We start from the raw sequence: 11317 nt of genomic DNA on the forward strand, positions 1-11317 counted from the left end.
CGCCCGCGCAAGCTGTTGAAGGTCGCGGCCATATAGCGCCCGTCGAGGAACCCTGGCGCCGACAATTGCTGGAGCAGCGCCAGATAGCTGTCGTCGACGAACATCTTGAGGTCGCCGGCATGTTCGAAATCGACCTGTGCGGTGAAGAAGGTCACCGACTTTACCTTGTCGGCCTCGCCGCGCGCCGACAGCATCGCGAGCGTCGCGGCGAGCGTGGTGCCCGCGACGCAATAGCCGATCGTGTGGACCGCGGGGACGTCGAGCGTCTCGCGCACCGTGTCGATCGCGTCGACCTGCGCCGCGATATAATCGTCCCACACGATCTCGCTCATCGACGCGTCGGCCGATTTCCACGACACCATGAACACGCTGAGCCCCTGCTCGACCGCCCAGGCGACGAAGCTTTTCGCGGGGTTGAGATCGAGAATATAGAAGCGGTTGATCCACGGCGGGAAGATGACGAGCGGGACGGCGAAGACATCCTTCGTCGTCGGCGCATAGTGGATCAACTGATAGAGATCGGTCTCGTGGATCACCTTGCCCGGGGTGGTCGCGATATTGACCCCGACCTCGAAGGCGTCGGGATCGACGTGGGAGAGTTGCCCGCGCGACAGGTCGGTCAGCATATGCTTCAGACCCTTGAGCAGGCTTTCGCCGCGTGTTTCGACCGCGCGCTTGATGACCTCGGGATTGGTGAGCGCGAGGTTGGTCGGCGCCATCGCGTCGGCCATCGCTTTTGCGGCGAACTCCATCTTGGCGCGCGCCGCGGGATCGGGGCCGTCGAGCTGGCGTGTCGTCGCGAGCATCTGCTCGGCGAGCAGGCCATAGGTCTGGCGGATCATCGCGAACACCGGATTGGCGGTCCAGTCGGGATCGGCGAAGCGCCGGTCCTTCGTTGCTGCCTCAGGAATGGCCGGAGCCATCGGGTTCAGCGTTGCGAGCGAAGTCCAGAAGGCGACGCCCTGGTCCCACATCTTCGACGATTGTTCGGTCCACAGTTTCGTCGCCGGATTGTCTATCCATTTGGCGGGATCGAACAGTGCTGCGGCGCTGGCGTTGCCCTCGTTCGCCTGGCCCAGCGCATATTCGAGCATCATCTGTTGTGCGCGGCCGATCACGCTGGCCCAATGCTGCATGTCGTCGGGCGATGGCATGAAGGGATTCGGCGTTTCGATCGTGTCGTTCTTGCCCGTTTCGCTCATGCTCGTTCCTGCTGGTCAGTGCGGATATATTGCCTATAACAAGCCGCGATGCGGCTGGCGAGATTGCCGCGCGCGTCAATTCAACAAGTAACGCAAAGGAGTTGTTCTAGTTTCCCATGTCCGAAGATGAATTCTATCGCATCAAGCGCCTGCCGCCCTATGTCATCGCTGAAGTCAATGCGATGCGTGCGGCCGCCCGCGCCGCGGGAGAGGACATCATCGACCTGGGGATGGGCAACCCCGACCTGCCGCCGCCCGCGCATGTGATCGAAAAGCTGTGCGAAGTCGCGATGAAACCCGATGCGCACGGCTATTCGCAGTCGAAGGGCATTCCGGGCCTTCGCCGCGCGCAGGCCAATTATTACGGTCGCCGTTTCAACGTCGACCTCGATCCCGAAACCGAGGTCGTGGTGACGATGGGATCGAAGGAAGGGCTCGCGAGCCTTGCGACCGCGATCACCGGTCCCGGCGACGTCGTGCTCGCGCCGAATCCCAGCTATCCCATTCACACCTTCGGTTTCATCATCGCGGGCGCGACGATCCGCAGCGTGCCGACGACGCCCGACGAGAATTACTGGCGCGCGCTTGACCGCGCGATGGCGTTCACCGTTCCGCGCCCGTCGATCCTTGTCGTCAATTACCCGTCCAACCCGACGGCAGAAGCCGTCGACCTCGCCTTTTACGAGCGTCTCGTCGCGTGGGCGAAGGAGAACAAGGTCTGGGTCCTCAGCGACCTTGCCTATTCGGAACTTTATTACGACGGCAATCCGACGCCTTCGATTCTGCAGGTGCCGGGTGCGAAGGATGTCGCGATCGAATTCACCTCGATGTCGAAAACCTATTCGATGGCAGGCTGGCGCATGGGCTTTGCGGTCGGCAACAAGCGGCTGATCGCAGCGATGACGCGTGTGAAATCCTACCTCGACTATGGCGCGTTCACGCCGATCCAGGCGGCAGCGTGCGCGGCGCTCAACGGCCCACAGGATATCGTCCAGAAAAACCGCGACCTGTACCAGAAGCGCCGCGATGTGATGGTCGAAAGCTTTGCCCGCGCGGGCTGGGATATTCCGAGCCCCAAGGCATCGATGTTCGCATGGGCGCCGCTTCCCCCGGCGCTCAAGGAAATGGGCAGCCTAGAATTTTCGAAGCAGTTGCTGACCCATGCCAAGGTCGCGGTGGCGCCGGGCGTCGGTTATGGCGAGGATGGCGAAGGCTATGTCCGCATCGCGATGGTCGAGAACGAGCAGCGCATCCGGCAGGCGGCGCGCAATATCCGCAAGTTCCTCCAGATGCACGGCGTGAACACGCCATCGGTTGCCGCCGGAGGATGATGGACGCCGGCGCGATTGCGCAGACGATCCAGCTGTCGGTCACGCCGGTGTTCCTGCTGGTGGCGACCGGCAGCCTGCTCAACGTGATCGCGGGGCGGCTAGCGCGCGTCGTCGACCGCTCGCGCAACCTGATGGAGCGCTGGGCCGAGACCGAGGGGCAGGAGCATGAGCGCATCGTCGCCGAGCTGCGTATCGCCGACCGGAGGATGGGGATCATCAACAACTCGATCCTCTCCGCCGTCGCGTGCGGTATCGTCGTATGCCTGCTCGTCGCGCTGCTGTTCACGCAGGCTTTTACCGGCATCAACCTTGGCGTCGCGGCATCGTGGGCCTTTGCGGTGGCGATGCTGCTGCTGCTCGTCTCGCTGATCCTGTTCCTCGTCGAGGTCCGGCTGGCGGTGCGCGCGATCCATGTGCCGATGGAGCTGCTCGAGTTCGAGGAAATGGGCTGGAAGCGGCGGCGCGATCGGCGCTGATCGACACTGTGCGGCGGCCGGTCAGGGCGTGACGCTGGCCCGATAGGTCGGCGCCACGCGCTTCCGGCTTGCCTGCTCATAGGCATAGCCTGCCGCAAGCACATCGGCGTCGCGCCATTTCGCGCCGATAAAGGAGATACCGATCGGCAGGCCCTCGACCGCGCCCATCGGCACGGTCAGGTGCGGATAGCCGGCGACGGCGGGAAGCTGGCCCGTGCCGGGGCTGTTGTAGCTGTCGCCCTTTTCCAGGTTGCTCACCCACGCGGGGCCGTTGGTGACGCCGACGAGCAGGTCGACGTCATGCGTTTCCAGCAAGCGGTCGATACCCTCCGGCCCCGCAAGCCGCGCGGCTTTCGCGCTCGCGACGAGATAGGCCGGGCTGTCGAGACGGCCCTTTGTCTCGGCCAGTTCGAACGTCCCCTGGTCGAACCATTTGAGCTCTTCGGGCGTGGCCCTGTTGAAACTGATCAGGTCGGCCAGCGTTTTGGGTGTCGCGGCATTCGGCAGGCCGCCGAGATAGGCTGCCATGCCCGCCTTGAGTTCGGTCAGCAATATCTCGAACTCGGCGGCGCCGAGGCCTTCGGTGCCTTTGCGGCTGTCGGCGATCTCGACCACCGTTGCGCCCAGTCCCTCCATCTGTTTCACCGCGGCGTCGAACAGGGCGACGACATCGGCGCGATCGCCAACGCGGTCGCGCATCACCCCGATGCGCTTACCCTTCAGCGCATCGGGGGACAGCGCTGCGACATAGTCGGTCTTGCGCGTGTCGGCTTCCGCGGTCGCCGGGTCAGCAGCGTCGCTGCCCGCGATCGCGGTCATCACCGCCGCGGCATCGCGGACGGTCAGCGTCATCGGTCCCGCCGTGTCCTGGCTATGGCTGATCGGGACGATGAAGGTGCGGCTGACCAACCCGACGCTCGGTTTGAACCCAACGATGCCGTTGACTCCGGCGGGGCAGGTGATCGATCCGTCGGTTTCGGTGCCGATCGCGATCGGCGCGAGGCTCGCCGCGACCGCGGCAGCGCTTCCCGACGACGAGCCGCAGCTGTTGCGATCGAGCGCATGGGGGTTCTTGGTGAGGCCGCCGACCGCGCTCCACCCGCTCGTCGAATTGTCCGAACGGATGTTTGCCCATTCGCTAAGGTTGGTCTTGCCGAGGATGATCGCGCCCGCATCGCGCAATCGCGCAACCAGCGGCGCGTCACGGTTCGTGACATTGTCCTTCAGCGCCAGCGAGCCCGCCGTCGTGGCCAGCGGACCCGCAGCCTCGATATTGTCCTTGAGCAGCACGGGGATGCCGTGCAGCGGTCCGCGCGCCTTGCCCGCCATGCGCTCGTCATAGAGGCGCTTGCCTTCGGCGCTGATATCCGTTTGGGAAAAGGTCGCGATGACGGCGTCGAGCTTTGGCCCATAGTCGTCGATCTTTCCGATGCGGTCGAGATAGACGAGGCCCGTCAGGCTTTCGTAAATCTGACCGCTTTCCATCTCGGCGCGCAGCGTCGCGGCATCCTTGCCCTCGACCTCGGGGAGCGGTGGCGGCATCGCCATCGCGGGAGCGGAGGCGAGCAGGGCAGCGGAGGCGAGCAGCGAAATTTTTTGCATGGCGTGCAGGCTGGCAGCCGTAGCGGCAATTGCAAGCCGGGAATTTCGGCGTGACGCAATGGCGTTGACAGGAAGGGCGGCTCTCTGCTCCCATGGCGCCACGGGAGAAAAAGATGAGCCAGAATGACGCGATGGCGGCCGCCGCGACGGCGCCGGCGGGAGGCGCGGCGACGCCGGTCCGGCGAATGCTCTGGGTGTTGCTTGCAGTCTACATCCTGAACTTCCTCGACCGCCAGATCGTCAACATCCTCGCCGAACCGATCGCCCGCGACCTGTCGCTTTCGGACGCCGACATCGGATTGCTCACCGGGCTCGCCTTCGCGCTTTTCTACACCTTCCTCGGCATTCCGATCGCGCGCTATGCGGACAAGCCCTCCACCAACCGCATCGGGCTGATCTCGGTCTCGCTCGCGATCTGGTCGGGAATGACCGTGCTCTGCGGCATGGCGCAGAATTTTACCCAATTGCTGCTCGCGCGGATCGGCGTCGGGGTGGGCGAGGCCGGGTGCACACCCGCGGCGCATTCGCTGATCACCGACAGCGTCGAGCCAGCGAAGCGTGCGTCGGCGATCGCTTTTTACGGCCTCGGCATCCCGATCGGCAGCCTGCTCGGGCTGATCGTCGGCGGCCTGATCGCCGACCAATGGGGCTGGCGCGTCGCCTTCATGGTCGTCGGCGTTCCGGGCATCCTGCTCGCCCTCATCCTGCCGATGATGATCAAGGAGGTGCGCCACAAGGCGCCCGACGATACCGCCGCGTCCGCGGCCGAATTCAGTGTCGGCGGCGCGCTCAAGGAAGTCTTCGGCACCCGCGCCTTCCTGTACATCGCGATCGCCTCGTCGTTCACCGCCTTCCTCGGTTATGGCAAGGGGGTGTGGGCGCTGATCCTGTTCCAGCGCTCGCATGGCCTCAGCCCCGGCGAGACCGGGCTGCTGCTCGGCGTCGCGCTCGGTATCGCGGGGATTTTCGGGACGTGGCTCGGCGGTTATCTCGCCGACCGTTTCGGCAAGGTCGACAAGCGCCACATGCTCACCACCCCCGCGGTCGGCATGGCCATTGCCGCACCGATCCTGTTCGTCGGCTACTGGGTCGACGAATGGCACGTCGCGATTGCGCTGCTGTTCATCCCGACCGTGCTCAACGCCGCCTATTACGGGCCGACCTTCGCTTGCGTCCATGGGCTCGTCCGGCCGCAGGCGCGCGCGATGGCGAGTGCGGTGATGCTGTTCCTCCAGAATCTGATCGGCCTCGGGCTTGGGCCGCTATTGTTCGGGATCGCGTCGGAGATGCTGAAGCCGTCGGTCGGGGTAGAGAGCGTGCGCTACGTCCTTTATGGCGCTGCGTGGCTGGGCCTGATCCCCGCCTTCTTCTTCTGGCGCGCAAGCCTGCGGCTGAACCGCGAACTCAAGCCCGTTCAGTAAGGCGGATCGACCTTCGCGCGCTGGGCCTTCGCCGCGTCGATCCACCAATTGAGGTCGTCGGCGAAGCGCGGGAACAGCCGTTCGAGCTGCTTACCTTCGTCGCCGACGGGCTGGCCTTCGCCGTCGAAGGTCCTGCCGATGCGCGCGACGGGCAGGATCGACGAAATCACCACCATTCCCATCTCGCCCAGGATGTCGCGCCACCCCATCATCGCGCGCACCCCGGCGAAGGAGCCCGCCGAGTAACAGGCGATCGCGGCGGGCCGCCAGAACCATTCCTCGAGATAATGGTCGGTGAGGTTCTTCAGCCCCGGCTGCGGTCCCCAATTATATTCGCCGGTGACGAACAGGAAGCCGTCGGCGGCGCGGAGCTTGCCCGCGAGTTCTTCCATCGCCGCCGGTGCCTCGCCTTTGGGATATTCCTTGTACATGCGGTCGAGCATCGGCAGGTCCACGACCTTGGCGTCGATCAACTCGGCGCGGTCGCCGCGCGCGCCGATCGCATTGACGAGCCAGTTCGCGAGCTTCAGTCCCTGCCGGTCGCGGCGATAGCTGCCGTAAAATACGAGAATATGGCGCGACATACGGCTTCCTTATGGTCGGATGGTGATCGGGGTGCCGTCGGGCACAATATCCCATAGCTGCTTTATCTCGGCGTTCGACAGCGCGATACAGCCGTCGGTCCAGTCGCGCGCGATCGGCGGCCCGGGCCACACGTTTGGCTGGCCGTGGATGAAGATATCGCCGCCGGGCGAGCGCCCCCTCGCCTTGGCAAAGGCGCGGTCCGCGGCGTTGGGGTAGGAGATGCGCAGCGACAGATGATAGGCGCTCTTCGGATTGCGCCCGCTGATCCGGTATGTTCCCTCGGGGGTGCGCTCGTCGCCTTCGAACTGCTTGTGCCCCGTCGGCGCGTCGCCGAAGCGGATATTCCTGTAGCGCACGATCTCGCGGGTTCCGGCGTAAGCGATCAGCACGCGTTCGCTCTTGTCGACAAGCAGACGGTCCGCCTTCGTGCCAGCGGGCAGCGACGGCTGCGAACTCGCGGCCCCGCAGGCGGCGAGGAGCAGGCAGGCTGGAAGGGCGGTCAGACGCATCGCGCGACCCTACGACTTTGCGGGCGCCCGGCAAGTGGTTGCCAGTGCTGCGCCGCGGGCTAAGGTGGGGATGGGGGGATCGACATCATGACCATTTATCGTACGCCGGACGCGCGCTTCGAAGGGCTGCCCGATTGGCCTTATGCGCCCAAATATCTTGAGACAGCGGACGGCCTTCGCGTCCATTATGTCGATGAGGGCGCAGCCGACGCGCAGCCCGTCCTGATGCTGCATGGCGAGCCGACCTGGTCCTATCTCTGGCGTCATATGATCGGCCCGGCGACGGCGTCGGGTTTCCGCGTCGTTGCGCCCGACCTGATCGGCTTCGGCCGCTCGGACAAGCCGCTGGACCGCGACGCTTATAGCTATGCGGCGCAGGTCGCGTGGATGCGGCAATGGATCGAGGCGCTCGACCTGCAAAACATCGTCCTCGCCTGTCAGGACTGGGGTTCACTGATCGGCCTGCGTCTCGTCGCCGAAATGCCCGAACGCTTTGCCGGGGTCGCGCTCTCGAACGGCGGCCTTCCCGAAGGCCAGCCGGCACCGCGCGCCTTTGCGATCTGGCGCGCCTTCTCGCGCTACAGCCCGGTCTTCCCGATCGGCAAGATCGTCAAGGCGGGGGCGAAGCGCGAACTCAGCGTCGCCGAGATCGCCGCCTATGACGCGCCCTTTCCGACGCGTGCGTCGAAGGTCGCGGCGCGCGTCTATCCCTCGTTCGTCCCGCTAGGCGACAATGTTGCGGTTCCCGACCAGAAACGCGCGTGGACGGCGCTGGGGGCGTTCGACAAGCCGTTCCTCTGCTGTTTTTCCGACGGCGACCCGATCACGCGCGGCGGCGATGCGCTGTTCACGGGACGTGTCCCGGGAACACAGCGCGTCACGCACCGCACGCTGACGGGCGGCCACTTCATCCAGGAGGACGACCCGGCGGGCTTTGTCGCGGCGATCCGCGACGTTGCCGCCGCCAGCGTCAGTCGCTGAACGGATCGCGGATCAGGATCGTGTCCTCGCGCTCGGGGCTCGTCGACACGAGCGCGATCGGGGTTTCGATCAGTTCCTGCACGCGCTGGACATATTTGATCGCCTGTGCCGGCAGGTCGGCATAGCTGCGCGCGCCGGCGGTCGTTTCGTGCCAGCCGTCCATTTCCTCGTAGATCGGCTCGACCTCGGCCTGGTCCGCTGCATGCGCCGGGAAATAGTCGAGGATCTTCCCGCGGAGGCGATAGCCGGTGCAGATGCGGATCGTATCGAAGCCGTCGAGCACGTCGAGCTTGGTGAGCGCGATGCCGGTGACGCCCGATACGGCGCAGCTCTGGCGGACGAGCACCGCGTCGAACCAGCCGCAGCGGCGCTTGCGCCCGGTGACGGTGCCGAACTCATGCCCGCGTTCGCCGAGTTTCTGGCCGATTTCGTCCTCGAGCTCGGTCGGGAAAGGGCCGCTGCCAACGCGTGTCGTGTACGCCTTGGCGATGCCGAGCACGAAGCCGACGGCCGATGGGCCGAGGCCCGAGCCTGACGCGGCGGTGCCGCTGACGGTGTTCGAGCTGGTGACGAAGGGATAGGTGCCATGATCGACGTCGAGCAGTACACCCTGCGCGCCCTCGAACAGGATGCGCGCGCCGGCCTTGCGGACCTTCTTCAGGCGCTTCCAAACGGGCTGGGCATATTCGAGCACATAGTCGGCGATTTCGGTGAGGTCGGCGATCAGGCGTTCGCGGTCGATCGGCGGTTCGCCGAAACCCGCGCGCAGCGCGTCGTGATGCGCGGTCAGGCGGTCGAGCTGCGGTTCGAGCTTGTCGAGGTGCGCAAGGTCGCAGACGCGGATCGCGCGGCGGCCGACCTTGTCCTCATAGGCGGGGCCGATACCGCGGCCGGTGGTGCCGATCTTGCCGGCGCCCGCGGCGGTCTCGCGCAGCGCGTCGAGGTCGCGGTGGAACGGCAGGATCAGCGCGCAATTGTCGGCGATCGCGAAATTCTCGGGATTGATGGCGACGCCCTGGCCGCGCAGCTTGGTGATCTCGTCGCGCAGCGCCCACGGGTCGAGCACGACGCCGTTGCCGATGATCGACAGCGTGCCGGTGACGATGCCCGACGGAAGCAGCGACAGCTTGTAGACCTGCTCGCCGACGACGAGCGTATGGCCGGCGTTGTGACCGCCCTGGAAGCGGACCACGGCGTCGGCGCGGCTGGCGAGCCAATCGACGATCTTGCCCTTGCCCTCGTCGCCCCATTGCGACCCGATGACGGTAACATTTGCCATGATGCTGTCCTGCTGTACGGGGCCATTCTGACCCGGCGCGGCCTTAGCGGATTTGACCGGAGAGGCAAGGGTAGTGGCACGGTTGCGCCGCTCTTTCTGGCGGGGTAGCGAGGCGGAAAGAAGGATGACCGCAATGATCGAACCCGATGCTCCCTATCATGCGCATATCTATTTCGACGACGCCGAACGCACCGCCGCCACCGAATTGCGCGACATGTTAGGTCGCGATGCGGCGATCCTGTTCGTCGGCGACATGACCGACGGCCCCGCGGGGCCGCATCCGATCGCGCAATATGAGGTGCATTTTCTGGGTGCGGCGGTTCCGGCGGTCGTTGCGAAGATCGAGCCGACGGGGCTTCGCGCGCTGGTGCATCCGCTGACCGACGACGATCTGGCCGATCATACGACATTGGCGCACTGGATCGGCGAGCCGGTCGACCTCGATGTGACCGTGCTCGATCCGCCCGGAGTCAATCAGGGAATCCCGCGCTTCGGCGTATCGGACTTTTAGGCACGTGCACCCCGGCGAAAGCCGGGGCCCATCATATGAGGTCGCTATAGGCCCCGGCTTTCGCCGGGGTGCACATAGATCAGGCCTCGACCGGCCCATCCGGGCCGAGGATAAACCCGCAGCCGAGCGCGCGCGCATCGTCGCTTTCGGACAGCGCCGCGACGGTCTGCCAGTCGTCGGCGCGCAGGCTGGCGGCGAGCGCGGGATCGTGGCCAAGTGGCAGGAAGATACGGCGGTCGGCATCGTTCTCGGCGCCGAGGCCTGCATCGATCAACGGGTCGGGATAGAGCGAGAAGCCGACAGCCGATTCTTCCTGCTCGCCGACCGGGATCGAATAGCCGCCGCCCCGGCCGACTGCGTCGCCCTGTCCGGGCACGAAGATCTGGAAACCGAACCAGCTTTGATAGGCGAAGCCATGACGCTCGGTGGGGTCGAGCGTCAGCGTGACGCGGTCGCGGATCGGCGCGGCGATGGCTTCGAGCGCTTCGATGCGCGCGGTGAGAACGCCGGTCCTGTCGAAGGCGCGAAGGTCGGCAATCGCCTGATCGAACGGACCAGTGGCACGGAGCAGCGGCAGATAGGCTTCGGCGCCGAGCCGCGCCAGCGCGCCGGCATCCTTGGCGTCGAGCTCGTCGCGTAGCTGCTGGATATCAGCATCGACGGGAAGCGGGCCCGTCGTGAGCAGATCGACGACGTCGGGCAGGATGAAATCGATCGTGACAGGGCCGATCCCGGCGGCCTCGAGCGCATCGATCGCGACCATGACGATCTCGCGCGCTGCGGCGACGCTGTCGCTGCCGATCAGCTCGGCGCCGACCTGCAGCATCTCGCGTGCCGGTCGGAGCTGGCTGGCGCGCAGTTTGACGACTTGCCCGGCGTAGCAGAGGCGCAAGGGGCGCGGTGCCTTGGCGAGCAGCGAGGTCGCGATGCGCCCGACCTGCCGCGTGATGTCGGGGCGGAGCGCGAGCGTGCGCTGCGATACCGGATCGGTGAAGCGGAGCAGGTCGCGCGTCGAGCGCTCGTCCTCGCCGCCGAGCGTCTCGCGAAACTCGGCGAGCGGCGGCGACACGCGGCCATAGCCATGCGCGCGCATCGCATCGACGAGCGCGCGAGTGACGCGCGACGCGGCCTCCGCCTGTCGGGGGAGGCGGTCGCGCAAGCCTTCGGGCAGCAGGGCAGGGGCCTTGGTCATGGGGGCTCTCCTAGCCGGTGGCACGAACATACGAAAGCCCCTCCCCTTCAGGGGAGGGGTTGGGGTGGGGACTCACGGCGTAGCTCAAGGCCGATGGCCCCCACCCGCTGCGACTAGCGAGCAAGCTCGCAAGTCTCGCTGCCCTCCCCTGAAGGGGAGGGCGTGGTTTTGCCGCAACGTCCGCTCCCCACGCCAAACCAGCCGCTGCCGATCGCCCTCCGCCGTAAC

Annotated in this window: 11 protein-coding genes; 5 read left to right on the forward strand and 6 right to left on the reverse strand. The window is 65.9% G+C overall.

What is annotated here, in order from left to right; all coding sequences use genetic code 11:
• On the reverse strand, positions 1-1202 hold a 1202-nt coding region (locus VGD20_RS04930), incomplete at its 3' end, for a class I poly(R)-hydroxyalkanoic acid synthase (RefSeq protein WP_331133379.1).
• 116 nt (positions 1203-1318) lie between these two features.
• On the opposite strand from VGD20_RS04930, the gene VGD20_RS04935 reads away from it, so the two are divergent.
• Together VGD20_RS04935 and VGD20_RS04940 are read left to right on the forward strand one after the other, a co-directional pair.
• A complete protein-coding gene (locus tag VGD20_RS04935; RefSeq protein WP_331133380.1) occupies positions 1319-2533 on the forward strand; it encodes an LL-diaminopimelate aminotransferase in 1215 nt (404 codons plus the stop codon).
• On the forward strand, positions 2530-3009 hold the full coding sequence (locus tag VGD20_RS04940) for a DUF2721 domain-containing protein (protein ID WP_331133381.1): 480 nt from the start codon (positions 2530-2532) through the stop codon (positions 3007-3009). The genes VGD20_RS04935 and VGD20_RS04940 overlap by 4 nt, the downstream gene beginning before the upstream one ends.
• 21 nt (positions 3010-3030) lie before the next feature.
• Here VGD20_RS04940 and VGD20_RS04945 read toward each other — a convergent pair whose 3' ends face one another.
• Positions 3031-4611, reverse strand: a complete 1581-nt coding sequence (locus VGD20_RS04945) for an amidase (protein ID WP_331133382.1) — start codon at positions 4609-4611, stop codon at positions 3031-3033.
• A 131-nt stretch (positions 4612-4742) separates the two neighbouring features.
• Here VGD20_RS04945 and VGD20_RS04950 point away from each other — a divergent pair, with 131 nt between their 5' ends.
• The gene (locus tag VGD20_RS04950) at positions 4743-6032 is read left to right on the forward strand and encodes a spinster family MFS transporter (protein ID WP_414714543.1); all 1290 of its coding nucleotides are present in this window, start codon (positions 4743-4745) and stop codon (positions 6030-6032) included.
• On the opposite strand, the gene VGD20_RS04955 is transcribed toward VGD20_RS04950, so the two are convergent.
• Entirely contained in the window at positions 6026-6616 is a 591-nt protein-coding gene (locus VGD20_RS04955; RefSeq protein ID WP_331133384.1) for an NADPH-dependent FMN reductase, read from the reverse strand. The genes VGD20_RS04950 and VGD20_RS04955 overlap by 7 nt on opposite strands.
• Before the next feature lie 9 nt (positions 6617-6625).
• Complete coding sequence (locus VGD20_RS04960; protein WP_331133385.1) at positions 6626-7126, reverse strand: L,D-transpeptidase family protein; 501 nt, start codon at positions 7124-7126, stop codon at positions 6626-6628.
• 87 nt (positions 7127-7213) lie between these two features.
• Here VGD20_RS04960 and VGD20_RS04965 point away from each other — a divergent pair, with 87 nt between their 5' ends.
• Complete coding sequence (locus VGD20_RS04965; protein WP_331133386.1) at positions 7214-8107, forward strand: haloalkane dehalogenase; 894 nt, start codon at positions 7214-7216, stop codon at positions 8105-8107.
• On the opposite strand, the gene VGD20_RS04970 is transcribed toward VGD20_RS04965, so the two are convergent.
• Positions 8097-9386 (reverse strand): adenylosuccinate synthase, encoded by a 1290-nt coding sequence (locus VGD20_RS04970; RefSeq protein ID WP_331133387.1) that lies wholly within the window; start codon positions 9384-9386, stop codon positions 8097-8099. The genes VGD20_RS04965 and VGD20_RS04970 overlap by 11 nt on opposite strands.
• Positions 9387-9519: 133 nt before the next feature.
• Here VGD20_RS04970 and VGD20_RS04975 point away from each other — a divergent pair, with 133 nt between their 5' ends.
• A complete protein-coding gene (locus tag VGD20_RS04975) occupies positions 9520-9897 on the forward strand; it encodes a DOPA 4,5-dioxygenase family protein (protein ID WP_331133388.1) in 378 nt (125 codons plus the stop codon).
• A gap of 79 nt (positions 9898-9976) precedes the next feature.
• On the opposite strand, the gene VGD20_RS04980 is transcribed toward VGD20_RS04975, so the two are convergent.
• Positions 9977-11089, reverse strand: coding sequence for an ATP phosphoribosyltransferase regulatory subunit (locus tag VGD20_RS04980; RefSeq protein WP_331133389.1), 1113 nt, complete (start codon positions 11087-11089; stop codon positions 9977-9979).
• Positions 11090-11317: the final 228 nt, after the last annotated feature.

This window comes from Sphingopyxis sp. (assembly GCF_036402335.1).
GTDB lineage: Bacteria > Pseudomonadota > Alphaproteobacteria > Sphingomonadales > Sphingomonadaceae > Sphingopyxis.

What these genes read in the sequence shown, in the direction of transcription:
- VGD20_RS04935 (WP_331133380.1), top strand. Translation starts at nt 1,319, where the DNA reads ATGTCCGAAGATGAATTCTATCGCATCAAGCGCCTGCCGCCCTATGTC.
- VGD20_RS04940 (WP_331133381.1), top strand. Translation starts at nt 2,530, where the DNA reads ATGATGGACGCCGGCGCGATTGCGCAGACGATCCAGCTGTCGGTCACG.
- VGD20_RS04945 (WP_331133382.1), bottom strand. Translation starts at nt 4,611, where the DNA reads ATGCAAAAAATTTCGCTGCTCGCCTCCGCTGCCCTGCTCGCCTCCGCT.
- VGD20_RS04950 (WP_414714543.1), top strand. Translation starts at nt 4,743, where the DNA reads ATGGCGGCCGCCGCGACGGCGCCGGCGGGAGGCGCGGCGACGCCGGTC.
- VGD20_RS04955 (WP_331133384.1), bottom strand. Translation starts at nt 6,616, where the DNA reads ATGTCGCGCCATATTCTCGTATTTTACGGCAGCTATCGCCGCGACCGG.
- VGD20_RS04960 (WP_331133385.1), bottom strand. Translation starts at nt 7,126, where the DNA reads ATGCGTCTGACCGCCCTTCCAGCCTGCCTGCTCCTCGCCGCCTGCGGG.
- VGD20_RS04965 (WP_331133386.1), top strand. Translation starts at nt 7,214, where the DNA reads ATGACCATTTATCGTACGCCGGACGCGCGCTTCGAAGGGCTGCCCGAT.
- VGD20_RS04970 (WP_331133387.1), bottom strand. Translation starts at nt 9,386, where the DNA reads ATGGCAAATGTTACCGTCATCGGGTCGCAATGGGGCGACGAGGGCAAG.
- VGD20_RS04975 (WP_331133388.1), top strand. Translation starts at nt 9,520, where the DNA reads ATGATCGAACCCGATGCTCCCTATCATGCGCATATCTATTTCGACGAC.
- VGD20_RS04980 (WP_331133389.1), bottom strand. Translation starts at nt 11,089, where the DNA reads ATGACCAAGGCCCCTGCCCTGCTGCCCGAAGGCTTGCGCGACCGCCTC.